Consider the following 23184-nt stretch of genomic DNA (forward strand, 5'->3'; position numbering starts at 1 on the left):
CCGGGCCGGAGTCGACGTTCCATCACGAGTGAGAGGCCGCAGAGCGGTGGAGAACCGAAGCATGCCGACCCCGCCGCGCCGACTCGGCGCACGACGGCGGCGACCCGCCGTGCTGGCGATGGCAGCGGCGCTGATCGCGGCCGGCGGCCTGGGCGGGGCGGTGCTGTACAACAGCAGCGGGCAGCGGATCGCCGTGCTGGCGCTGGCCCGGGACGTGCCGATGGGGCAGGTGCTCAGCTCCGACGACCTGGTGGTCGCGCACATCGCGGGCGACCCCGCGCTGCACCCGCTGGACGCCCAGGACCTGCCGCGCACCGTCGGCCTGCGGGCCACCACCGACCTCAAGCGCGGGGCGCTGCTGGTCAAGTCCGACCTGACCAGTGACCCGGCGACCCAGCCCGGGCAGCAGATCGTCGGCGTCTCCGCGAAGCGCTCCCAGCTGCCCGCCACCAGGCTCCAGCCCGGCCTGCAGATCCTGATCGTCAACGCGCCCGGCGGCAGCGGCGACGCCACCACCACCCGCACCCCGGAGACGATGACCGCGGTGGTCGCCGCGGTGGGCAGGCCCGACACCGACGGCAGCACCGTGATAGACGTCGCCGTCGGCCCCGCCGACGGGCCCCGGCTGGCGCTCTGGGTGGCGGGCGGCAAGTTCCAGGTCATCCTGGCGCCCCGAACCGCCGGGGGCTCCTGATGACGGTGGTGGCCGTGCTCGGCGGGCCGGGCGCGCCGGGGGCCACCAGCAGCGCACTCGCGCTGCTGCTGTCCTGGCCGCTGCGGCCGGGCCGCCGGGTGCTGCTGGTCGAGTGCGACCCGGACGGCGGCGCGGTGCTGGCCGGCGCGCTGGAGGGCCGGGTGGAGGCCGTGTACGGGCTGCGCAACCTGGCCGTCGCCGACCGGCGCGGGCTGCTCGCCGAGACGCTGTGGGAACAACTGCTCGACGTCTCCCCGCAGGGCACCGGCGAACGCCTGCTGCTGCCCGGCCTCACCGACCCGGCCCAGGCCCCCGGCCTGGCCTACACCTGGGAACCCCTGGTCGAGGCCCTGCACGCGCTCGAACCGCAGGGCTACGACGTGCTGCTCGACCTCGGGCGCTCCGGCGCGAACGGGGCGATGGCGGTGCTGCCCCGGCACGCCGACGTGGTGGCCGCCACCGTCCGCACCACGCTGCGCGGCCTCTCCGCCGCCCGGCCCCGGATCGCCGCGCTGCGCGAGGACCTCGACACCCACGGCACCGGCGCGGACGGCCTCGGCCTGCTGCTGGTCACCGAGGGCCCCTACCCCGAGCACGAGGTCGCCCGGCAGTTCCAACTGCCCGTCCTCGGGGCGCTCGCCCACGCGCCGCGCACCGCCCGGGTGCTCTCCGACGGCGGCGACACCACCGACCGGCGCTTCATCCGCTCCGAGCTGATGCGCACCGCGCGCACCGCCGCCGACCGCATCCAGGACCTCGCCACCACCCGCCGCCGACGCCTCGGCGGCCCGCAGCCCGCCGTCCAGCACGCGCTGCCCCCGCAGCAGCCCGGCCGGCCGCAACCGCCGTTCGTCCAGCAGCAGCCCGTGCAGCCGCAGCCCGTGCAGCCGCAGCAGGCGGCGTCCCCACAGGTGCCGCCTGTGCAGGTCCAAGTTCCGCAGCCGGTACCGCCGTTCGTGGCGGGTCCGGTGGCCGGGCCGCCGTACCAGCAGCCGCAGCAGTCTTACCAGCAGCAGCAGCCGTACCCGCAGCAACAGCACCAACAGCACCAACAGCACCAACAGCCCTATCCGCCGCAGCAGTTCCAGCAGCAGGTGCCGCAAGGCCCCTTCACCGGAGGCCAGTTCACGGGGGAGTGGCCGGTCCGGGCGGAGGCGCCGCAGATCTCGTACGCCGCGCCGCACATAGCGCCGCCCGCGGTGCCCCAGCCGCCCGCGCCCGCGCCGTTCCCGGGGCAGGGCGGGCAGCCGGGGCAGGCGGAACAGGACGGCGAGGAGGTGTGGCGTGCGCGCTAGCCCGTACCAGGGGCCGCTGCCCCCGCAGCAGCAGGTGAACGGACAGGTGGTGCCGGGCGGTTCGGCCGACGCGGCGGGGCTGCCGTGGGCGAAGCCGCCGACGGCGGGGCCGGCCGGGCCGGTGGGGGCGGCGGGGGTGCCCGTGCTCTCGCCGGTCGGGGCGTCCCCGGCCGTGGACCCGCAGGTGGCACGGGAGTTGAAGCGGCAGGTCGCGGCGGAGCTGCACCAGCAGCTGTCGCGGCTGTCCGAGGCGTCCGGGAGCGAGGCGGACCGGGCGACCCGGCGGCAGCGCGGGCGGGCGCTGATCGAGGAGGCGGTGGCCCGCTGGTCGGACGCGTACGCGCAGACCCACGGCATCCCGCCGACCCGTGAGCAGGACCGGGTGCTCGCCGAGGCGGTATACGACCTGCTGTTCCGGGCCGGGCGGCTCCAGCCGTACCTGGACGACCCGGAGATCGAGAACATCCTGATCAACGGGTGCGACGACGTCTGGGTCTCGCGGGTGCACCAGCCGCTGCGGCAGGTCCCGCCGGTGGCCGACACCGACGAGGAGCTGATCGAGCTGCTCCAGGACCTGGCGCGCCAGCACGGCGGCGGCGAGCGCAGCCTGTCCACCGCCAGCCCGATGTTGGCGCTGCGCCTGGAGGGCGGGATGCGGCTGCAGGCGATGACCGAGGTCACGCCCCGCCCGTACGTGGCGATCCGCCGGCACCGGGTGGCCAGTGCGACGCTCACCGACCTGGTCCAACTCGGCACCGTGGACACCACCTTGGCGGCGTTCCTGGCGGCCGCGATCCGGGCCCGGAAGAACGTGATGATCACCGGCACCCAGGGCGTCGGCAAGACCAGCCTGCTGCGCGCGATGGCCGCCGAGATCCCGCCGGACGAGCGGGTCGGCACCCTGGAGTCGGAGTTCGAGCTGTGGCTGCACACCCTGGGCCACCTGCGGCAGGTCGTCCCGATGGAGGCCCGCGAGGGCAACGGCGAACGCGTGGACGGCCGCCTGGCGGGCGAGTTGACGATCGGCGAGCTGATCCCGGCGGCGCTGCGGATGACGCTGTCGCGGATCATCGTCGGCGAGGTCCGCTCCGCCGAGGTGGTGCCGATGCTGCGGGTGATGACCAACGGCGAGGGCGGCTCGATGTGCACCCTGCACGCCCGCGGCCCGCACATGGTGGTCGACCGGATCGCCGAACTCTGCCTGGAGTACGGCGCGCACATGACCGACACCCTCGCCTACCGGCTCACCGCCAACGCGGTCGACTTCATCGTGCACGTCGCGATGGTCGACGAGACCGCGGTCGGAGGACGCCGGCACCGCTTCGTCTCGCACGTGCTGGAGGTGGCCGGCCTCGGCGAGTCCGGCCGCCCCGCGCTGAACACCGTCTTCGGGCCGCGCCCGGAGATCGGCGAGGTGCGGGCCGTCCCCGCCACCCCGCCGCACTGCCTGGACGACCTGCGCCGGGCCGGATTCGACGCGGGCCTGCTCGGCTCCCCGTACGGGGCCTGGAGCGCGCCGCTGTCGCTGCGGATCGGGGGGATGCGCTGATGCTGCTGTACGTGCTGTGCGGACTGCTGCTGGCCGGCGGGCTGGTGGCGCTGGCCGTCGGCCTGACCGGGCGGCCCGACGACGGGCCGGAGCGGGACAACCCGCTGGAGGGGCGGCTGCACACCCTCTGGTACGGGGCGCCCGGCACCGCCTCGCCCGGCATCGCCCGGCTGCGCCGGATACAGCTGGCGCTGGCCCTGCTCGGCGCGCCGGGCGGCTGGCTGTTCACCGGCATCCCGCTGGTCGCGCTGCTCGTCCCGGCCGCCGTGTTCGGCCTGCCCTGGCTGTTCGACGCGACCCGTTCCGACACCCGGCGGATCGAACGGCTGGAGGCGCTCGCCGAGTGGACCCAGCGCCTGGCCGACGTGCTGCTGCTGGGCGTCGGCCTGAACCAGGCGATCGTGACCAGCCGGCGCACCGCGCCGGTCGCGCTGGAGACCGAGATCGCCGACCTGGCGGCCCGGTTGCAGTCCCGCTGGCGGCCCGAGGACGCGCTGCGCGCCTTCGGCGACCAGGTCGCCGACTCGACGGCCGACAAGGTGCTGGCCGCCCTCGTGCTGCGGGCCGGCGACAGCGGGCCCGGCCTGGCCCGGGCGCTGGCCGACATGGCGGACTCGGTGCGCGAGGAGGTCCGGCAGCGGCGCGCCATCGAGGCGGACCGCTCCAAGCACCGCACCACGATCCGCTGGATGGTCGGCATCATCCTGCTGGTCATCGTGATCGGCGCGTTCAACTCCCGCTACACCGCGCCCTATTCGACGGTGCTGGGCCAACTGGTGCTGGCCGTCGTGGCGGTGGCGTTCGTGGCGGTGATCGCCTGGATGCGCTCGCTGGCCCGGCACACCCCGCTGCCCCGGCTGCTGGAACCCGACCGCCGCTCCAAGACCGGCCGGCTGCCCGGCCACCGGGCCGCCGACGAGAGCGCCGCGGCCGAGGACGAAGCACTGCTGAAGGAGGCCCGGTGATCTCCCCCTGGGCGGTCGTCGCCGGCGGCGCTGCGGCCGGCGGGGTGGCCCTGCTGCTGGCCGAACTCCGGCCCGCCCCACCGGACCTGGGCCAGGCCCTGGACCGGCTGCACCGCGTCCCCGAGCCGCGCCGGGCCGAGGACGACGACGTCGCGCTGCCCTGGTACGACCGGGTCGGCGAACGCTCCGGGCGGCTGCCCGGGGTGCGCGTCCCGCACCAGGAACTCGCCCTGATCGGCCGCAGCCCGGCCCGGTTCATGGCCCACAAGCTGCTGTTCGCCGCCCTCGGCCTCGCCCTGCCCGGCTACCTGTCGGTGATGGCCGCCGTGGTCGGCGACGGCCTTCCGCTCGCCGTCCCGCTGCTGGTCGGGCCGCTGCTGGCCGGACTGCTCTGGTTCGTCCCCGACGGCATCGTCTCCGGCGAGGCCAAGGAGGCCCGCACCGAGTACCTGCACGGCATCGCCGCCTACCTGGAACTCGTCGCGCTGGAACGGGCCGCCGACTGCGGGCCCGCCGAGGCGCTGCGCCGGGCCGCCTCGGTCGGGCGCGGCACGGTGTTCCGGAGAATCCGCGACGCCCTGGAGCGGGCCGCCACCGACCGGCTCCCGCCCTGGGACGGACTCGACGCGCTGGCCCGGGAGTTGGGCCTCACCCCGCTCCAGGACGTGGCCGACATCATGCGGATCTCCGGCGTCGACGGCGCCGCCGTCTACGACACCCTGCGGGCCCGCGCCAAGAGCCTGCGCGGCGAACTGCTCTCCGAGGAGCTCGCCAAGGCCAACGCCGACAGCGAACGGATGGTGGCCCCCGGCTCCGCCCTGACCCTGCTGATGACCGTCCTGATCGCCTTCCCGGCGGTCTACCAGATGCTCAACAGCGGCTGACCGCACCGCACCGCACCGCACCACTCCGCCCACCGACCCCAGACCCCAGACCCCAGACCCCAGACCCCAGACCCCAGACCGAGCAGCGAACGAACAGCGCCACCCGTACCGAGTCCCTTCCCGCGAAGTCCTGGAGACCACACCATGGCCCGAATCCGCTCCGTGGCGGCCGCCCTGCGGCCGCTGCTCCCGCTCCATCTCGTCCGACCCGCCGTCGAGTACCGCCTCGTCAAGCTGCGCGCCGCCCGCGAGTCCGGCGACCGGGGCGCGATCAGCATCGAACTCGCCCTCGCGGTGATCGTGCTGGTCGCCATCGCCGGGACGGTCGTCTACGCGATCACCCAGCTCGGCCAGAAGGTCCAGGGCAACATCCAGAAGGACGTCCCCGCCGGCGGCACCGCGCCGTGATCCGCCGCCCGCACCGGCCCGCCACCCGGCCCGCACCGGCCGGGTGGCTCGCGCGTGCCCGCAGGTCCGACCGGGGCGCGATGGCGATCAGCCTCGCCATCGTGTTCCCGGCCGTGCTGTTCGTGATCCTCCTGGTGGTGCAGGCCGGCCTGTGGTGGTACGCCGAACAGGCCGCGCTGGCCGCCGCCCGGGAGGGCGTGGAGGCCGGACGGATCAACGGCGCGCCGGCCGGCGCGGGCGAGCAGCGGGCGAGCGAGTTCGTCGGGCGGCTCGGCGACGTGGTCGAGCTGGCGCAGCCGCCCCGGCAGACCGGCGGCGACCCGGACCTGTACCAGCTGTCCGTCACCGTGGAACCGCTCACCCTGTTCCCGTTCGCCGACCTGGCGATCACCAAGACGGCCACCGCGCCCCGCGAGAAGTTCGTCGCACCGGGGCAGCCGTGAGCGCCCGGGGGAGGACCGATGGCCGGGGCAACCGCCTTGCCGGGGACCGGGGTTCGTTCGCGATCGAGGCGGCGGTCCTGGTGCCGGTGATCCTGAGCTTCGCGCTGATGGCGGTGGCCGCCGGACGGCTGCAGACCACCGGTTCGGTGGTCGACGCCGCGGCCCGCGCCGGGGCCCGGGCCGCCTCGCTGGCCCGCACCCCGAGGGGGCCCGGCAGGCCGCCGCGGACGCCGTCGGGGCCTCGCTGGCCTCCCGGGCGGTGCGGTGCGAGGCCGAGCCGACCGGGGACCCGCAGTACGGCACGCTGGACACAGCCGGCGGCCAACTGGCCACCGTCACCGTCCGGGTGTCCTGCACGGTGCCGCTGTCCGACCTGATCGGGCTGGACGGCGTGCCCGGCCGCAAGACCGTCACCGGCATGTTCACCTCCGTGCTGGACCGTTATCGGGGAAACTGATGGGGCGTCAACAGACCGTGGGGGGAGGGAACGTGGCCGAACGAGGCGTGAACGCCCGGGACCGGGGCAGCATTTCGGTCATGGTTGCCATCACCGCCGTCAGCCTGGTGGCCGTGGTCGGCCTGGTGCTCGACTTCGGCGGCCAACTGCGCGCCGTGGAACGGGCCGACGCGCTCGCCCAGGAGGCCGCCCGGGTGGCCGGACAGCAACTCGACATCGCCCGGCTGCGCGCCGACGGCGGCTACCAGGTGGACGCGGCGCAGGCCGAGTCCGCCGCCCGGGCCTACCTCGACGGCCAGGGCGTCTCGGGCCGCGTCGACTTCCCCCGGTATCCCGACCTGAGCGAGATCAGCGTCACCGTCACCAGCACCTACCCGACCGCGCTGCTCGGCGTGATCGGCATCACCACACTCTCCGTGCAGGGGCACGGCAGGGCCACCCTGCTGCACGGCATCACGGAAGGGACGACCGGCTGATGGCCGCGCGCGGAGCCGACGACCAGCACCGCAAGGGCCGCCGCACCCGGCGGCCGGACCGCCCCGCCCCCGCCGGTGGCGGCGGACGGCGCCCCGCCCCGGCCCCCGTCGGGCGGGGCGGGCGGCGAGGGCGGGGCGGCTCGGTGCTGGCCGCGCTCGGCGCGCTGCTGGCACTCGTCCTGCTGCTGGTCGCGGTGCCCGCCCTGCTCGGCTACGGCACGCTCGCCGTCGCTGCGGCCGGCGACCCGGTCCACGGCGACCTGCTGACCGCGCTCACCAGCCCCGACGACGGCAGCCTGTTCCTGTGGCTGCTGGTGGGCGTCGGCTGGATCGGCTGGCTGTGCTTCCTGGTCTCCGTCCTGGTCGAGATCCCCGCCCAGCTGCGTGGCCGGGTCGCCCGCCGGATTCCCGCGTTCGGCTGGAGCCAGCGGATCGCGGCCGGCCTGGTCGGATCCGTCCTGGCCCTGCTCCCGGTCGCCGGATCGGCCTTCGCCGCCACCCCCGAACTCGCCCAACGCCCGGCCGCAGTCGCCCAGTTGAACGCCGCCCCGGCGTACGCCGCACTGCCCGCCGGAGCGCCCGCGGCCGCGCCCGCCGCCGACCCGCAGCAGCCGGTCTACACCGTCCGCGACGCCCGCCCCGCCGACAGCCTCTGGTCGATCGCCGAACGCCAACTCGGCTCCGGCGAACGGTGGACCGAGATCGCCAAGCTCAACGCGGGCCGCCCGATGGACGGTTCGGGCACCCGCTTCGACGCCGACCGGCCGATCCAGCCCGGCTGGCAGCTGCTGATGCCCGCCGACGCCGCGCCCGACACCGGCCCGGCCGCCACCGCCCGCAGCACCACCGGCACCCCGCCCGCGCTCCCCGCCGCGCCCGCCGCGCCCGCGCACGGCAGCGTCACCGTGCACTCCGGCGACTCGCTCTCCGCGATCGCGCAGCGGGAGCTGGGCGACGGCGACCGCTGGCCCGAGCTGTTCGAGGCCAACAAGGGCGTCGCCGCCCCCGACGGCGAGAAGCTCACCGACCCGGACGTGCTCGCCCCCGGCATGGTGCTCACCGTGCCCGGCGCGGCCCAGGCCCCGGAGAGCCCGGCGCCGAGCGCGCCCGGTACGCCGAGTGTCCCGACCGCACCGAGCACGCCGAGCACGCCGAGCACGCCCGAGACCCCGGCGCCGGGCGCGTCGACCCCGCCCGGGTCGGAGGCCACCCCCGCGCCCGCGCAGCCGTCCGCCGCGCAGTCGCCCGCGCCGCAGGACTCCGCGTCCGCCACGAACCTGCCCGCCGTCCGCGAGCAGCACACCGCCGCCACCGGTGGCGACGACTACACCGTGGCGCTGGCGGCGTCCGGCCTCGGCGTGCTGATGGCCGCCGCGCTGATCACCCTGGTCGCCCGCCGCCGCACCGACCAGCAGCGGGCCCGCCGCCCCCGGCACCGGATCGCGCTGCCCTCGGCCGCCGCCGGCCGCTTCGAGGCGGAGCTGAAGGCCCGCCAGGACGAGCACGGCCTGGAACTGCTCAACCGCGCCCTGCGCACCCTGGGCCGCAACGCCGTCCGCGGCGAGAAGCGGCTGCCCGCCCTGGTCGCCGCCCGGGTCACCACCGTGGGCACCGTCGAACTGCACCTGGCCGCACCGGCCGTGCCGATCGCCCCGTTCCGGGCCGCGCACGCCCCGAACGTGTGGTGGTGCCCGACCGACTCCACCGAGCTGCTGTCCGCCGGGCAGGCCGCCAAGCACGCCGCCCCCTACCCGGCGCTGGTCACCCTCGGCGCCACCCCGGACGGCTCGACCGTCCTCGCCGACCTGGAGACCGTCCGGCTGGTCCACCTCTCCGGACACCCCGAGGACGCCGAGGACGTGTTGCGCAGCCTGGCCGTCGAACTCGCCCACAGCCCGCTCGCCGACCGCCTGCACCTGCACCTGGTCGGCATTGCCCCCGACCTGCCCACCGCCGGCCCCGCCGCCGACCGGGTGCACCACCACCCCACCCTGGAGGCCGCGCTCGCCGCCCTCGGCCCGCGCACCGCCAAGGCCCGCGCCACCCTGATCGGCGCGAACGTCGGCAGCCCCCGCGAGGCCCGCAGCCGGGGCAGCGCGGACGAGGCGTGGCTGCCCGAGATCGTGCTGTCCGCGCAGCCGCCCACCGGCGGCGTGCCCGCCGAACTCGGCCGCCTGCTCGACGGCCGCCCCCGCACCTGCCTGGCCGTCCTCACCCGCGCCCCCGAGCGCGGCGCCGGCCCGGTCGCCCGCTGGACGCTCCCCGCCACCGGCCACGCCCCGCTGCCCGGCCTGCACCTCAGCGTCGAACTCCAGCGACTGAGCCGCGAGCAGTACGCCCAGCTCGGCGAACTCGTCCGCGCCTCCGGCGACTTCACCCAGCACCCGGCCCCGGAATGGACCCTCGACGGCCCGCACAACGGCCCCGAGGACGAGCAGGAACTCCCGCTGCCCGTCCCGCGCTGGCCACCGTCGGCGCCGCGATCGGCGCCGTCCCCGGCTCGCTCGGCCACGGCTCGGGCGACGGCTCGGCCGGTGACTTGGGCAACGGCTTGGGCAACGGCTTCGGCGGCGGCCTGCTGGGCGTCGGCCCCGGCCCGGCGGACCCGGACCCGGACACCGACCCGGGCGCGGGCGCGGGCGCGGGCACGGACACCGGCGGGCGGGCCGAGGGCACCCTCGACGCCCGCCTGATCGCCCTGCTCGGCGGCCCGACCGGCCCGGAGGCGAGCGCCGCGAGCGCCGTCGGCACCGCGGGCGCTCCGCCGAAGCCCAGCCTGGCCAAGCCGGTCGGGGGTGGCGGCAGCGGGGCGGGCGAGCGGTCGGACGGCGGCGAAGCGGCCGGGCCCCGGCTGCTGGCCCGGGTGGTGCCCACCGGCAGCAGCCCGTTCGCCGGACTGGTCCCGACCGCCCCCACCAACCCGTACGCGGTCGTCCCGGTGACGCCCGTCCAGCCCGCCGCGCTGCCGCCCGCCGCCGCCGCTGCGCCCGCCGTGCCCGCCGTGCCCGTCGAGCCGCGGCACGCCGCCAACGGCCAGGCCCGCAAGGTCACCACCCCGCCGCACGGCACGCCCGTCGACCCCCGGGTCGCCGCCGCGCTGCCGCAGGACGAACTCCCGCCCACGGCGCCGCCGTTCACCGCTCCCGTACCCGCTCCCGCGCCTGAGTCCGAGCCCGAGTTCGAGGCTGAAAGCGCCGCCGAAAGCACCGCCGAACTCGACCCCGCGTCCGATTCGGTGTCCGTACCCGTACCCGTACCCGTACCCGCGCCCGAGTCCGAGTCCGTCCCGGACGGCGGCACCCGGTCCTTCGAACTCGCCGCCCCGTCGCCCCCGCCGTCCCGGTGCCCCCCGCCCCGGTGGACGCGCCGCCGGTGGTGCCCGAGCCGCTGCCCACCCACGACCAGGCGGCGGCGCCCGACCCGCGTTCCCCGGCCCGGCCGTCCGCCCGGCCCGGGAGCGGTCCGGCCCGCACCGACAGCGACGACCTGCTGGCGATCCTGCGCTCCCCGGAGGCCCACCACCTGCGCTCCGCGCCGCGCATCCGGGTGCTCGGGCCGGTGGACGTGCTCGGCGCGGCAGGCAGTGCCGACCCGGCGGGCCGCCCCCGGCTGACCGAGCTCGCCGCGTACCTGGCACTGCGCCCGGGCAGTGAGCACACCACCGTCGACCGCGACATCCACCCGGGTGCCGCGCACCTCGACCCGCGGGCCACCGCCGAGCGGCTGGCCGAACCGCTGCCGGTCAAGATCGCCGCGCTGGCGGGCTGGCTGGGCACCTCCCCGGAGGGCCGCGACTACCTGGGCGGGCAGCCCGCCGACACGTACAGCCTGGCCCCGACCGTCACCTGCGACTGGGACGAGTTCCGCAGCCTGTACCGGCGCGGCATGCGCTCCACCTCCGCCACCGCCGACGCCGCCCTCGCGCACGCGCTGGCCCTGGTCCGGGGCGCCCCGTTCGCCGAGGCCCCGGCCGGGACGTACGCCTGGGCGGAGGCCGAACGCCAGGACATGCTGGCCGCGATCGTCGACACCGCGCACGAACTCGCCGCCCGCCGCCTCCAGTACGGCGACCACCGCACCGCCGAGGCCGCGATCTTCCGCGCCCTCGCCGTCGCCCCGGAGGTCGAACTCCTGCACCGCGACCTCTTCTACGCCTACGCCTCGGCCGGCGCCCGCGACCAGCTCGTCCGCTCCGTCAACCGCCTCGACGCCCTCAGCCGCCGCACCGGCCGCGACCTCGACCCGGACACCGTCGCCCTGCTCCGCGACCTCCTCACCGGCAGCTGACCCGCCCTCGCCCTCGCCCCCGCCCCCGCCCCCGCCCCGGGACGGGGGACCGCTACCGGGAGGGCAGTCCGCCGGCAGCTCCGGCGGCGGGGGAACAGTGGCGCTGCGGGGCGTCAGGTGCCGTCCGCGGCCGCGTCCAGGGCGGCGATGTCCAGTTTTCCCATGGTCAGCATCGCGGCGGTGGCCCGGCGGACGCGTTCCTGGTCGGGGTCGGTGAGCAGCTCGGTCATCCGGCGCGGCACGATCTGCCAGGACAGGCCGTAGCGGTCCTTCAGCCAGCCGCACGGGCCCGGCGCGCCGCCGTCGGCGGTCAGCAGCTCCCAGTAGCGGTCCACCTCGGCCTGGTCGGCGCAGTCGACCTGGAGCGAGACCGCCTCGTTGAAGCGGAACACCGGGCCGCCGTTCAGGGCCAGGAACTCCTGCCCGAACAGTTCGAAGGACACCAGCATCACGCTCCCGGCCTCGCCCGGCCCGGCCTCCGAGTAGCGCTGCACCTCGGTGATCCGGCCGTGCTCGAACACCGTGGTGTAGAACTCGGCGGCCTGCTCGGCCTGGTCGTCGAACCACAGGAAAGTGGTGATCTTCTGCGCCATCGGAAGGGTCCTCCGTTCCCGGACGGTCACCCGGCCGTACGGCCGGGCCCCCTCGACGGTAGGGCGTGCCCGGCGCTTCCCGGCGGAGCCGCGCCCGGCCGTCCGGGGCGCGTCCGGGCGTGTTCAGGCGCGCCCGGACGTGCCCGGACGTGCCCGGGGTGCCAGCATGGGTGGCATGACCTTCCCGGAGCCGCCGTTCCTGCCCACCGACCATGACGATGAGCAGCAACGGGCCCTGGCCGCACCGCTGTTGGCGCGGTTCGCGGCCCGGCTGGCGGACGCCGGCCGGTGGACGCGCTGTGGGTGCACGGTTCGCTGGCGTGTGGCGACTACCGACACGGCCGCAGTGACCTCGACCTGGTCGCCGTGCTGCCCGCCGCGCCCGACGGGCCGGTGCGGGAGCGACTGGCCGCGCTGCACCGGGAGTTGGGCGCGCGGGAGCCCGGCGCGGCGAAGCTGCACTGCTCGTACCTGCCGCGCGAGGAGCTCGGCGACCCGGCCGCCGCGCACTTCACCTTCGCCCAGGGCGAGCCGATGGAGCGCCCGGTCACGGTCATCGCCCGCCGCGAACTGCTGGACGCCGGAAAGGTGTTGGCGGGCGAGCGGCCCGGCGCGCTGCTGCCGCCGGTCACCGACGCCGCGCTGCACGCACACCTCCGGGCCGACCTGCGCGACTACTGGTACCCGGTCACCGCCCGCCCCGAGCCGTGGCGGCGCGACATCTGGGTGGACTTCGGCCCGGTCACCGCCGTCCGCGCCACCGTCGCGCTGCGCGAGGGCCGGCTGATCACCAAACGCGAGGCGATCGCCCGCCTGCCCGCCCTGGACGCCCCGCCCGGCCTGGCCGAGGACATCGCCGCCCGCCGCTACGGCGTCCCGCCGGTCCTCACCCCGGGGGAGCGCGCTCAACGTGCCGAGCAGGCGCGGCTGTTCACCCGGCTGCTGATCGAACGGGCGCTGGGCTGAAGGGGGTTCGAGCGACGGGCGGTCCGGGCGCGGCGGGTCAGGTGGCGTCGGCGAACAGCGCGGTGAGGCGAGGCAGGCGGGCGGCGGTCTGTTCGGGCGTCCAGGTCGGTTCGGTGAACTCGGCGTTGCAGGGGCTGTCGTGGCCGACCGCCTCCAGCGCCTCCTCCAGGCCGTCCTCCTCGCCGGTGAGCTGCTCGTACGCCTCCTGGGCGCAGTAGTCGAGCAGTTCCCAGTCCGGGAAGTCGTCGTCGTCCCACCGCTCGTAGGGGAGGGCGGCCAGGCGCCGGAGGGCGGGGTGGTCGGCGAGGGCGTCCGGATCGTGGACGGCCAGGCGGTGGGCGTCGCGGCCGAGGCCGATCAACCAGGCGTGGAAGTACCAGAGGCCGTCGTCGCTGACCCAGCCGCGCTTCACCAGCCAGGCCAGCGCCAGCGTGCCCGCGGTGTCCAGCGGGGCGCGGGCCTCGTCCAGGCGGAGCTGGAACTCGAGCACCTCGGACAGCGGCAGCCCGGCGAGGCGCGCGGTCAACCGGTCGGCGCGCTCGCAGCCGGGGCCGCCCGTCGCGCTCGACTCCACCAGGTCCCAGAATCCGTCCGTGTCCATGCCGGGCATCCTGGCACCCGCCGGTGACAGGTCGCCCGCCGCGCCGGAAAGCGCCCGCCGCACGGGGAAGGGGAAGGGGAAGCGGCCGGGCCGCCGGTCGGCTTGACCTCAAGCGGGCTTGACGTCACAGGATGGGCGGCGGGCCGGAACGACCGGCCCGGGAGCGGGCGGAGGCGTGATGCGTGCGGTGTGGCTGCGGGAGTTCGGCGGACCCGAGGTGCTGGTGGCGGGGGCCGCGCCCGATCCGGTGCCGGGGGAGGGGCAGGCGCTGATCGCGGTCGCGCACGCCAACCTGACCTTCGTCGAGACCCAGTTCCGCGCCACCGGCCTCGGGCCGTTCACCGGCGCCCTCCCGATGGTCCCGGGCAACGGCGTCGGCGGCACCGTCACCGCCCTCGGGCCCGGCGCCGACCCGGCCTGGCGGGGACGGCGGGTGGTCTCCTCCACCGGGGGCAGCGGCGGGTACGCCGAACTCGCCGCCGTCCCCGCCGACGGACTGCACGCCGTCCCCGACGGCCTCGCCCTGGACGCCGCCACCGCACTGCTCGCCGACGGCCGCACCGCCCGCCTGCTGCTGGAGACCGCCGCGCCCGCCCCCGGCAGCCGGGTCCTGGTGACGGCCGCCGCCGGGGGCGTCGGCACCCTGCTGGTCCAACTCGCCACCGCCGCGGGCGCGCACGTCGTCGCCGCGGCCGGCGGACCCCGCAAACTCGCCCTCGCCGCCGAACTCGGCGCCGCCGAGACCGTCGACTACCTGCGGCCCGACTGGACGGCCGCCACCGCCCCCGTCGACCTCGTCCTCGACGGCGTCGGCGGCACCCTCGGCCGGGCCGCCGCCGACCTGCTCCGCGACGGTGGGAAGCTGCTCAGCTACGGCCTGGCCAGCGGCAGTTGGACCGCCCTCCCGGACGCGGAGGTCGCCGCCCGCGCCCTCACCGTGCTCACCCTGCGGCCCACCCCCGCGGGCATCCGCGCCGCCACCGCCCACGTCCTCGCCGAAGCCGCCGCGCACCGGCTGCGCCCCGTCATCGGCCGCCGCTTCCCGCTGGAACGCGCCGCCGACGCGCACCGCGCCATCGAGTCCCGCGACACCCTCGGCAAGACCCTGCTGGACGTCGCGCCCGGGGCCTCCTGACCCGCCGCCCCGAAACCGGGTCGTGCCCGACGCGCCCGCGCCGCTAGCATCCCGGCATGTCAGACCAGCCGACGTACCCTCCCCGGCCCCGGCCCGGCGACCGGATCGCGATCGTCTCCCCCGGCTTCGCCGGTCCGGGCGCCTTCCCGCTGCCGCACGAACTCGGACTGCGCCGCCTGCGCGAGGAGTTCGGCCTGGAACCGGTCGAGTACCCCACCACCCGCAGGCTCGGCGCCACCCCCGCCGAGCGCGCCGCCGACCTGCACGCCGCGTTCGCCGACCCGACGATCGCGGCCGTGATGGCCACCCTCGGCGGCGACGACCAGATCACCCTGGTCCCGCACCTCGACGCCGCGCTCCTGCGCGCCCACCCCAAGCCCTTCTTCGGCTACAGCGACAACACCAACCTGCTCGACTTCCTCCACCGCCAGGGCATCGTCGCCTACCACGGCGCCTCCGTCATGACCCAGCTCGGCCGCCCGCACGCCGTCCACCCGCTCACCGCGGCCTCGCTGCGCGCCGCCCTGTTCGAGGGCGGCGCGTACGAACTCACCGCCGCCACCGACACCAGCACCGTGCAGGGCCGCTGGGAGGACCCGGCCACCTTCGACCGCGCCCCCGCCGGCGAACCCGCCACCGGCTGGCGCTGGCACCGCCCCGACCGGGTCGTCGAGGGCACCAGTTGGGGCGGCAACCTGGAGATCCTGCACTGGATGGCCGCCGCGGACCGGCTGCGCCCCGCCGCCGAGTACGCCGGCCGCGTGCTCTTCCTGGAGACCTCCGAGGAACTGCCCAGCGCCACCGAGGTGTTCCGGATGCTGCGCAACCTCGGCGAACGCGGCCTGCTGCGCCAGTTCCCCGCCCTGCTGGTCGGCCGCGCCATGGCCTGGAGCTTCGACCACCCGCACGACGCCGAGGCCCGCGCCCGCTACCGCGCCGACCAGCACGCCGCCGTCCTGCGCGCCCTGGACGCCTACGCCCCCGGGACGATGGCCGTCCTCGACGTCGACCTCGGCCACACCGAACCGCAGCTCGTCATCCCCTACGGCGGCCTGATCCGGGTCGACGGCCCGGCCCGCAGGATCACCGTCACCTACTGACCGCCACCCGCCGCCGCTCGGCCCGATGCCGTTCTCCGGAAAGGGAGTCGAGCGTCAGTAGGAGCCGCCGACGTGCCAGTCGCCGTTCGGCTCCGGGTCGGGCGCCAGGCCCAGGTGCAGGGTGACGGCGGCGGTCGTGAGCAGCGCCAGCGCCAGCACCACGACGGCTACCAGCAGGGCCGCCGTCCCGTCGGACCGGTCCGCGTGCAGTGCCCGGGAGGGTCTCCGGGGCCGGTAGCGGACCGTCAGGACGTCGCCCGCGACCAGGTCGCGGGCCCGCAGGTGGGCGCGGTGCGCGGTGCCGTCGGGCGTGCGGAACTCGACGATCGCCCGGCGCACGGACGGCCGGTCGTCACGGCGCTCCTGCACGTACGTCTCCAGGCAGCGGGCCTCGGCGGTCGTCCCCTCGGCGGCCCACCGTCGCCGCAGCAGCAGCGCGCCGGGGAGGCCGGCCCCCAGCAGGGCTAGCCCGCCCGTGCCCGTGACCAGCCCCGCCACCAGCATCGCCCGGTACGCCATGGTGTTCCGTCCTCCGGCTTCCGCTTCCGCCGCCGTTCCCGATCCGGCTCCGGGCGCGCGGACCGGCACCGGAGTCGCCCCAGTGTCCAACCGGTGATCGTCCGCGCCAAGGGGCGCCCGGCGGTCGGGACGATCCCGTGACGGGGCGGCGACCCGGCCGGGACGGACCGGACCCGCCGTCAACCCTCCCGGGGCCCGGCCTGGCCCGGCCGCCCGCGGACCACGTATCGTGGCCGGGATCGAAGCGTGGTGCGGGACACCACGGCGTACAGGCACGACGTCGCACGGGCGACGGACGGGGGCGGTGACCGAACGGTGGCTGACGTGGCATCGACGACCGGGAACGGCCCCGCGGCCGATCCGGAGGGGACACTCGAACTCCCCCCGAACACGCCCGCCCCCGACCGGACGCCGGAGCACCCGCCCGCCGCGGACCCGTTCGCCACCTCGATCAACCCGGTGGTCCCCGACGCCGCCCTCAGCTCCACCCGCACCATCCCGCTGCCCACCCCCACCCCCGCGGGCGGCACCCCCCTCCCGCCGCCGCCCGCGGCCCCGCCCGCCGCCACCGGCTGGACCGGCACTTTCCCGGTCGTCACCCTCCCGCCCCCGCCGCCGACCCCCGCCGCCCGCCACCGCGCCGACACCGGCGCCCGCGCCCGCGCTCGCCGCCCACGGCATCGGCGGCGGCCTGCGCGGACGCATCCTGGTCGTCGAGGGCGGCTACGGCGGCGGTCGCCGCTGGGGGCGCGGCGGCACCGCGAACGCCTCCGTGCTCTCCGCCGCGCTGGCCGGCGTCGCCCCGCAGGTCCTGCTCTCCGCCGGGCAGGTCGACGCCGTCCACCTGCCCGGCGCCAACGACCCGCAGACCGTCCTGGCCCACCTGCGCGCCGCCGCCCGCCACCCCGGACCGCTGCTCATCCACCTCGGCGGCCACCTGATCACCGACCGGCGCGGCGAACAGCTCTACCTCTCACTGCGCGAGAGCAAGACCTCCGAGAGCCTGCCCTGGTCCGCGATCGCCACCGAACTGCGGCACCGCGGCACCGAGTTGGACACCCTGGTGATCGGCGACCTGAGCGCCGACCAGGTGGTCTGGCCCGGCCTCGCCGCCACCGCCGGACAGCAGCTCTCCGACGGCGTCCCGCTCTGGGCCGTCGTCAACCACGACCCCGACCAGCTCGGCACCTTCACCCGGGCCCTGATCGAGACGCTGCACCGCGGCCGCCCCGGCGCCGACCAGTTCCTCACCCCCGAACTCGTCCGCCAGCAGGTCCACTCGGTGCTGCGCCCCGACACCGTGGTGATCGCCTCCCACCCCGTCGACCGCCCTACTTCCGCAACACCGCCCGGAAGATCGGCCCCGGCGACCCTGCGACCACCGCCCCGCCCGCCACCGCCGCCCGCCCCGGGAAGGCCGCCGCCCCCGCCACCGCCGCGCCCGAACCCACCCGCCCCCGGCTCGCCCCCGGGTGGACGCCGCGCGGCCTGGTCTCGCTACGCAAGCCCGGCGTCCCGGCGACCCCGCCGCGCCGCACGATGATCGTCTCGCTGGTCAAGGGCGAAGCGATGGTCCCGGCGGAGCCGCTCACCGCGACCGTCCCGCTCGGCAAGCCCGAACGCGTCGAACTCGGCAAGGGCGTGCCCGGGTCCGCAGGGTTCGCAGGGTCCGTTCCCGCGCCCGTTCCCGGGTCCGTCGGTGCCCCGCCGGTGGCGTTCGAGAAGACGCTCGAACTCCCGGACCCGGCCGACCCGTTGGCCGCGACCCTCCCGCTGCCGGGCCCCGACCCGCTCGCCGCGACCGTCCCGCTCGGCAAGCCGGCCCCGGCCCCGCTCGTCGAACGCGCCCCCGAGCCGGACGCCCCGCCCCGGCACGACCCACTCGCCGCCACCACCCCGCTGCCCGGGCCGGGCACCCCGGCCATGACCGAAGCCGAAGCCGCAGCCGCGAACCCGACCGCGACCGTCCGGCTCGGCAAGGGGGCCGAGGCCCCGGCGGCCGACCCCGGGCAGGTGCCGCCCGGCGACTACCTGGAGACGATCGGCCACATCGTGCGCAACGCCGAGGCGGGCGACCACGACACCGCCGCCGCCCTCGCCCTCGCCCTGGAGGAGAAGGCCGTCGGCGCGTACGGCGCCCGCGCCCCCGTCGTGCTCCAGGTCCGCCAGGTCCGCGCCCACGTCTGCCGGGTCGGCGGCCTCCCCTCGGTCGCCGCCGAGCTCTACCGCCAGGTCGCCGCCGCCCTCCTGCAGACCGACGGCCCCGACCACCCCGAGACCCAGCGCGCCGTCACCAACGCCGAAGCCTGCTGGCGCGCCGTCAAGGACCCCACCGAGGCCATCCGGATCGCCCCCGACATCATCGAGCTCCGCGCCCACCTCCCCGGCCCCGAGAACCGCAAACTCCGCGCCGCGGAACGCTACTTGCGCCAGCTCGCCGCGGCCAAGGCCGGCGGCTAGCCACCAGGGCCCGTCCGGCGGATCCTGCCAGGCTCTCCCCGAGCACAGCCGCTGCTGTGGGACTTGACGGTGCTTCCGATCAATTGGGTCGACACCCGTTCCGGGCTGCGGGAAACTCCTCGCGATGACTCAACGAACCGACACGCCTCCCACGTGGGACGAGCGTACGCAGCTGGTCACTTTCCTGGACTACGCCCGTGACACCGCGCGAGCCAAGTGTGAGGGCGTGTCCGCCGAGGACGCCCGCAAGGCCCCGCTCCCGAGTTCACCGCTGATGACGCTGTGCGGGCTGATCAGCCATCTGCGGTGGGTCGAGTACTACTGGTTCCAAGTGATGTTCCTGGGCGAGGAGCCCGCGGGGCCGCTCACCGGGGCGACCGACGACGATCCCGACCCTGAGATGCGGACAGCAGTCGACATTCCGTTGCCCCGGCTTCTTGCCGAGTACGAGGAGCAGAGTGCGCGCTACCGCCGCCTGGTGTCCGACCACGACCTGAACTCAACGGCCAGGCGTTCCATCAGCGACGGCCGCAACGTAGACCTCCGGTGGGTGATCCTCCACCTCATCGAGGAGACGTCCCGCCACAACGGTCACCTTGATGTCGTGCGTGAGCTCGTCGACGGGCGGACCGGCGCCTGAAACCGGTCGTGCGGGTTGCGAGCGGAGCCCCAGTCGGATCGCTGCCACGGTGGCGGTGCGGTGGAAGACGTGGGCCCGCTTGTCGAAGCCGGTCGGCCTGCCGCCTCGGCTGCCGCGGCGCTTGCGGTTGGCCCGCTGGTCCTTCGGCTCGGGGACGGTGTGCTTGATCCGGCGTCTTCGCGGGTAGCGGCGGTTTCACCGGGATGAGTACGCCTTGTCGCCGCCGAGGTGATCGGGCCGGGTGCGGGGACGGCCGCCGTCCCGGCGGGCGGCCCGGACACGTTCCATGACCGGGATGAGCTGCGGGGTGTCACCCCACTGGCCCGACGCCCGCCTCGCTGCCCGCCCTCGGGCAGGTGCGGCTTCAGCCGAGCCCACTCGTCACCCGTCGGATCTCCCCCCCATGCCCATGCCGACGGGCCGGAGCCCCGGCAGTCACAAGATCCGCCGGACCGGGCCCGGTCGCCGGCCGCCGGCCGGGAGGCGGACGGTACGCACGGCGGCCCGGGCCGCCGTCGCGGGCTGCCTCAGCGGGCGCCGCCGTTGACGTACAGGGTCTGGCCGCTGACGTAGGAGGCGTCCTCGCTGGCGAGGAAGGCGACCACGGCGGCGACCTCCTCGGGTCGGCCGACCCGGCGCAGCGGGGTGCGGCCGGCGACCTCGGCCTGGTGCTCCTCGGGGGTCGCGCCGACCCGCTCGGCGGTCGCGGCGGTCATCGAGGTGGCGATGTAGCCGGGGGCGACGGCGTTCACGTTGACGTGGTAGGGGCCGAGTTCGATGGCCAGGGTGGCGGTGAGGCCCTGGATGCCGGCCTTCGCCGCCGCGTAGTTGGCCTGGCCGCGGTTGCCGAGCGCGGAGCGCGAGCTCAGCGACACGATCTTGCCGTACTTCTGGGCCACGAAGTACTGCTGCGCGACGTGCGCGCAGTTGTAGGCGCTGGTCAGGTTGACCGCGAGCACGGTGTCCCAGTCCTGCTTGGGCATCTTGAAGAACAGGTTGTCGCGGGTGATCCCGGCGTTGTTGACCAGGATGTGCACCCCGCCCAACTCCTCGACCACGGCGGCGAACAGGGCCGCCACCGCGTCGTAGTCGGCGACGTCGCACCCGTATGCCCGCGCGCTGCCGCCCGCCGCGGCGATCTCCTCCACGGTGCCCTTCGCGCGCTCCGCCGTGAGGTCGACCACGGCCACCGTCGCGCCCTCCTCGGCCAGCCGCCGGGCGGTGGCCGCCCCGATGCCCTGCGCGGCCCCGGTCACCACCGCGATCCTGCCGTCGAACCTGCCCATCGTCGCACTCCGTTCCTGAGGTTCCGTCATGTCCGTTGAGGGGGAAGGTGGTTCAGTCGCGCTCGACCAGGACAGCGGAGCCCTGGCCGACGCCGACGCACATGGTGGCCAGGCCGCGCCGGTCACCGGTGCGGCGCATCCGGTGCAGCAGGGTGGTGAGGATGCGGGCGCCGGAGCAGCCCAGCGGGTGGCCCAGGGCGATCGCCCCGCCGGAGGGGTTGACCAGCTCCGGGTCGATGCCCAACTCGCGCACCGAGGCCAGCGCCTGGGCCGCGAAGGCCTCGTTGAACTCGGCGGTGTGCAGGTCGGAGAGCTTCCAGCCGGTGCGCTCCAGCACCCGCCGGGTGGCCGGTACCGGGCCGACGCCCATCACGTCGGGGTGCACGCCCGCCGAGGCGCCCGCCACGTACCGGCCCAGCGGCTCCAACTCCAGGTCGCGCAGCGCCCGTTCGCTGACCAGCAGCAGCGCCGCCGCACCGTCGTTCATCGGCGAGGCGTTGCCCGCGGTGACCGTCCCGCCGGGGCGGAACACCGGCTTGAGGGCGGCCAGCTTCTCGGCGGTGGTGTCCGGCCGGATCGACTCGTCGCGGTCGACCGCCGTCCCGTCCGGGCGGACCACGGGCAGCAGTTCGGCGTCGAAGTGCCCCGACTCCCGGGCGGCGGCGGCCAGTCGGTGGCTGCGCAGCGCGAACGCGTCCTGCTCCTCGCGCCCGATCCGGTGGCGGGTGGCGACCTCCTCGGCGGTCTCGCCCATCGACAGCACGCCGTGCAGCTCGCGCATCCGCGGGTTGGTCAGCCGCCAGCCGAGCCGGGTGTCGAAGGTCTCCATCCGGTGCGGCAGCGCCTCGTCCGGGCGGGGCAGCACGAACGGGGCGCGGCTCATCGACTCGCAGCCGCCCGCGACGACGACGTCCGCCTCGCCGGAGCCGATCGCCCGGGCCGCGGTGGTGACGGCCTCCATCCCGGAGGCGCACAGCCGGTTGACGGTCGCGCCGGGGACGGTCTCGGGCAGCCCGGCCAGCAGGACCGCCATCCGGGCCAGGTTGCGGTTGTCCTCGCCGGCCTGGTTGGCGGCGCCCCAGTACACGTCGTCGATCCGCGCCGGGTCCAGCGCGGGCACGTCGGAGAGCAGCCCGCGCAGCACGGCCGCCGACAGGTCGTCGGGCCGGACGGCGGACAGCGCGCCGCGCAGCCGCCCGATCGGGGTGCGGCGGGCGGCGGCGATGAAGACCGGAAGCACTTCGTCGGGCTCCTTGTCGGTGGGGGAGGGGGTCAGAACGCGTTGACGCCGGTCAGGGAGCGCCCGATGAGCAGCTTGTGGATCTGGCTGGTGCCCTCGTAGAGGGTCATCACCCGGGCGTCGCGCAGGTACTTGCCGACCGGGTACTCGTCGATGAAGCCGTACCCGCCGAACACCTGGAGCGCGTTGTTCGCGCAGCGCACCGCCGCCTCGGAGGCGTACAGCTTGGCGACGGAGGACTCGGTGGCGAACGGCAGGCCGCGGTCGATCAGGTCGGCGACCCGCCAGGTCAGCAGCCGGGCCGCGTCCACGTCGACGGCGATGTCGGCCAGCAGCTCCTGCACCAGCTGGTGGTGGGCGATGGGCTTGCCGAACTGCTCGCGCTCCCCGGCGTAGCGCACCGCCGCCTCCAGGGCGGCCCGGGCGATGCCGACGCAGCCCGCCGCGACCGACATCCGGCCCTTGGCCAGGGCCGCCATCGCCACCGTGAAGCCCTTGCCGAGCTCGCCCAGGCGGGCGCCGTCCGGCACCCGGACCCGGTCGAGGGCCAGCTCGGCGGTGGCCTGCCCGCGCAGGCCCAGCTTGCCGTGTACCGGGGTGCGGGTGAGGCCGGGCGTGTCGGTGGGCACCAGGAAGGCGCTGACGCCGCGGTGCCCGGGTTCGCCGGTGCGGGCGAAGACCAGGGCGACGTCCGCCCACGTCCCGTTGGTGATGAACATCTTGGCGCCGGAGATCAGCCAGTGGTCGCCGTCGCGCTCGGCCCGGGTGGTCAGGTTCGCCGCGTCCGAGCCGGTGCCGGGCTCGGTCAGCGCGAAGCAGCCCAGCGCCTCGCCCGAGCACAGCCGGGGCAGCCAGTACCGCTTCTGCTCCTCGGTGCCGAAGGCGTGGACCGACTTGGCGACCAGCCCCAGCGTCACCGACACCACGCCGCGCACCGAGGAGTCGCCGCGGCCCAGCTCCTCCAGCACCAGGCAGTACGCCAGGTGGTCGCCGCCGCTGCCGTCGTACTCCTCCGGCAGGGTCAGTCCCAGGAAGCCCAGGTCGCCGAGCTTCTTGACGACGCCCAGGTCGATGGACTCCGCCCGGTCCCACCCGGCGGCGAACGGCACGATCTCCCGATCGGTGAACTCGGCCGCCAACCGCCGTACGGCGGCCTGCTCCTCGGTCAGTTCCAGGTCCACGCGGC

23 protein-coding genes and 1 pseudogene are annotated in these 23184 nt (G+C 76.1%); 17 read left to right on the plus strand and 7 right to left on the minus strand.

Features of this window, described 5'->3' with window-relative positions:
• The first annotated feature begins 61 nt into the window (after nucleotides 1-61).
• From QMQ26_RS30240 to QMQ26_RS30290, 11 genes are all read left to right on the plus strand, one after another.
• Entirely contained in the window at nucleotides 62-694 is a 633-nt protein-coding gene (locus tag QMQ26_RS30240; protein ID WP_100839456.1) for an SAF domain-containing protein, read from the plus strand.
• Entirely contained in the window at nucleotides 694-1989 is a 1296-nt protein-coding gene (locus tag QMQ26_RS30245; protein ID WP_282203438.1) for a hypothetical protein, read from the plus strand. The genes QMQ26_RS30240 and QMQ26_RS30245 overlap by 1 nt, the downstream gene beginning before the upstream one ends.
• Nucleotides 1979-3538, plus strand: coding sequence for a CpaF family protein (locus QMQ26_RS30250; RefSeq protein ID WP_282203439.1), 1560 nt, complete (start codon nucleotides 1979-1981; stop codon nucleotides 3536-3538). The genes QMQ26_RS30245 and QMQ26_RS30250 overlap by 11 nt, the downstream gene beginning before the upstream one ends.
• Complete coding sequence (locus QMQ26_RS30255; protein WP_100839455.1) at nucleotides 3538-4503, plus strand: type II secretion system F family protein; 966 nt, start codon at nucleotides 3538-3540, stop codon at nucleotides 4501-4503. The genes QMQ26_RS30250 and QMQ26_RS30255 overlap by 1 nt, the downstream gene beginning before the upstream one ends.
• A complete protein-coding gene (locus QMQ26_RS30260; RefSeq protein ID WP_282203440.1) occupies nucleotides 4500-5387 on the plus strand; it encodes a hypothetical protein in 888 nt (295 codons plus the stop codon). The genes QMQ26_RS30255 and QMQ26_RS30260 overlap by 4 nt, the downstream gene beginning before the upstream one ends.
• 144 nt (nucleotides 5388-5531) lie before the next feature.
• Nucleotides 5532-5795: a hypothetical protein gene (locus QMQ26_RS30265; RefSeq protein ID WP_282203441.1), complete on the plus strand. Its 264-nt coding sequence runs from the start codon at nucleotides 5532-5534 to the stop codon at nucleotides 5793-5795.
• An 80-nt stretch (nucleotides 5796-5875) separates the two neighbouring features.
• On the plus strand, nucleotides 5876-6238 hold the full coding sequence (locus QMQ26_RS30270) for a TadE/TadG family type IV pilus assembly protein (RefSeq protein ID WP_146616376.1): 363 nt from the start codon (nucleotides 5876-5878) through the stop codon (nucleotides 6236-6238).
• Nucleotides 6239-6497: 259 nt separating this feature from the next.
• Nucleotides 6498-6695: a hypothetical protein gene (locus QMQ26_RS30275; RefSeq protein WP_282206711.1), complete on the plus strand. Its 198-nt coding sequence runs from the start codon at nucleotides 6498-6500 to the stop codon at nucleotides 6693-6695.
• An 80-nt stretch (nucleotides 6696-6775) separates the two neighbouring features.
• Nucleotides 6776-7171: a hypothetical protein gene (locus QMQ26_RS30280; RefSeq protein WP_159073278.1), complete on the plus strand. Its 396-nt coding sequence runs from the start codon at nucleotides 6776-6778 to the stop codon at nucleotides 7169-7171.
• Nucleotides 7171-9864 carry a LysM peptidoglycan-binding domain-containing protein gene (locus QMQ26_RS30285; RefSeq protein WP_282203442.1) on the plus strand — a complete coding sequence of 898 codons (2694 nt, stop codon included), beginning with the start codon at nucleotides 7171-7173 and terminating at the stop codon, nucleotides 9862-9864. Before QMQ26_RS30280 ends, QMQ26_RS30285 begins: the two co-directional genes overlap by 1 nt.
• A gap of 649 nt (nucleotides 9865-10513) precedes the next feature.
• Nucleotides 10514-11458 (plus strand): AfsR/SARP family transcriptional regulator, encoded by a 945-nt coding sequence (locus QMQ26_RS30290; RefSeq protein ID WP_282203443.1) that lies wholly within the window; start codon nucleotides 10514-10516, stop codon nucleotides 11456-11458.
• Between the two features lie 113 nt (nucleotides 11459-11571).
• On the opposite strand, the gene QMQ26_RS30295 is transcribed toward QMQ26_RS30290, so the two are convergent.
• Nucleotides 11572-12051 carry a VOC family protein gene (locus QMQ26_RS30295; RefSeq protein ID WP_282203444.1) on the minus strand — a complete coding sequence of 160 codons (480 nt, stop codon included), beginning with the start codon at nucleotides 12049-12051 and terminating at the stop codon, nucleotides 11572-11574.
• Nucleotides 12052-12339: 288 nt separating this feature from the next.
• Here QMQ26_RS30295 and QMQ26_RS30300 point away from each other — a divergent pair, with 288 nt between their 5' ends.
• Nucleotides 12340-13017: a nucleotidyltransferase gene (locus QMQ26_RS30300; RefSeq protein WP_282203445.1), complete on the plus strand. Its 678-nt coding sequence runs from the start codon at nucleotides 12340-12342 to the stop codon at nucleotides 13015-13017.
• A 37-nt stretch (nucleotides 13018-13054) separates the two neighbouring features.
• Here QMQ26_RS30300 and QMQ26_RS30305 read toward each other — a convergent pair whose 3' ends face one another.
• A complete protein-coding gene (locus QMQ26_RS30305; RefSeq protein ID WP_282203446.1) occupies nucleotides 13055-13618 on the minus strand; it encodes a DUF4240 domain-containing protein in 564 nt (187 codons plus the stop codon).
• Between the two features lie 178 nt (nucleotides 13619-13796).
• Between QMQ26_RS30305 and QMQ26_RS30310 the strand changes: the two genes are divergently transcribed.
• Both QMQ26_RS30310 and QMQ26_RS30315 read left to right on the plus strand, forming a co-directional pair.
• Nucleotides 13797-14753: a zinc-binding dehydrogenase gene (locus tag QMQ26_RS30310; RefSeq protein WP_282203447.1), complete on the plus strand. Its 957-nt coding sequence runs from the start codon at nucleotides 13797-13799 to the stop codon at nucleotides 14751-14753.
• A 56-nt stretch (nucleotides 14754-14809) separates the two neighbouring features.
• On the plus strand, nucleotides 14810-15853 hold the full coding sequence (locus QMQ26_RS30315; protein ID WP_100839446.1) for a S66 family peptidase: 1044 nt from the start codon (nucleotides 14810-14812) through the stop codon (nucleotides 15851-15853).
• A 54-nt stretch (nucleotides 15854-15907) separates the two neighbouring features.
• On the opposite strand, the gene QMQ26_RS30320 is transcribed toward QMQ26_RS30315, so the two are convergent.
• Complete coding sequence (locus QMQ26_RS30320; protein ID WP_100839445.1) at nucleotides 15908-16372, minus strand: DUF3592 domain-containing protein; 465 nt, start codon at nucleotides 16370-16372, stop codon at nucleotides 15908-15910.
• A gap of 772 nt (nucleotides 16373-17144) precedes the next feature.
• Here QMQ26_RS30320 and QMQ26_RS30325 point away from each other — a divergent pair.
• From QMQ26_RS30325 to QMQ26_RS30335, 3 genes are all read left to right on the plus strand, one after another.
• Entirely contained in the window at nucleotides 17145-17915 is a 771-nt protein-coding gene (locus QMQ26_RS30325) for a hypothetical protein (protein WP_282203448.1), read from the plus strand.
• On the plus strand, nucleotides 17912-18832 hold the full coding sequence (locus QMQ26_RS30330; protein ID WP_282203449.1) for a hypothetical protein: 921 nt from the start codon (nucleotides 17912-17914) through the stop codon (nucleotides 18830-18832). The genes QMQ26_RS30325 and QMQ26_RS30330 overlap by 4 nt, the downstream gene beginning before the upstream one ends.
• A 124-nt stretch (nucleotides 18833-18956) precedes the next feature.
• Nucleotides 18957-19472, plus strand: coding sequence for a DinB family protein (locus tag QMQ26_RS30335; protein ID WP_282203450.1), 516 nt, complete (start codon nucleotides 18957-18959; stop codon nucleotides 19470-19472).
• Nucleotides 19473-19493: 21 nt separating this feature from the next.
• On the opposite strand, the pseudogene QMQ26_RS30340 reads toward QMQ26_RS30335, so the two are convergent.
• The 4 genes and pseudogenes from QMQ26_RS30340 to QMQ26_RS30355 form a co-directional block, all read right to left on the minus strand.
• Nucleotides 19494-19799 (minus strand): annotated as a pseudogene (locus tag QMQ26_RS30340) (IS5/IS1182 family transposase); the annotation flags it as partial.
• Nucleotides 19800-19999: 200 nt separating this feature from the next.
• Nucleotides 20000-20758 carry a 3-oxoacyl-ACP reductase FabG gene (gene fabG / locus QMQ26_RS30345; protein ID WP_100839443.1) on the minus strand — a complete coding sequence of 253 codons (759 nt, stop codon included), beginning with the start codon at nucleotides 20756-20758 and terminating at the stop codon, nucleotides 20000-20002.
• A gap of 52 nt (nucleotides 20759-20810) precedes the next feature.
• Nucleotides 20811-21998 carry a thiolase family protein gene (locus tag QMQ26_RS30350; protein WP_282203451.1) on the minus strand — a complete coding sequence of 396 codons (1188 nt, stop codon included), beginning with the start codon at nucleotides 21996-21998 and terminating at the stop codon, nucleotides 20811-20813.
• A 32-nt stretch (nucleotides 21999-22030) separates the two neighbouring features.
• Nucleotides 22031-23179, minus strand: a complete 1149-nt coding sequence (locus QMQ26_RS30355) for an acyl-CoA dehydrogenase family protein (RefSeq protein ID WP_282203452.1) — start codon at nucleotides 23177-23179, stop codon at nucleotides 22031-22033.
• Nucleotides 23180-23184: the final 5 nt, after the last annotated feature.

Origin of the sequence: Kitasatospora fiedleri, from assembly GCF_948472415.1 — a bacterium.
In the GTDB taxonomy this organism is placed as follows: Bacteria; Actinomycetota; Actinomycetes; order Streptomycetales; family Streptomycetaceae; genus Kitasatospora; species Kitasatospora fiedleri.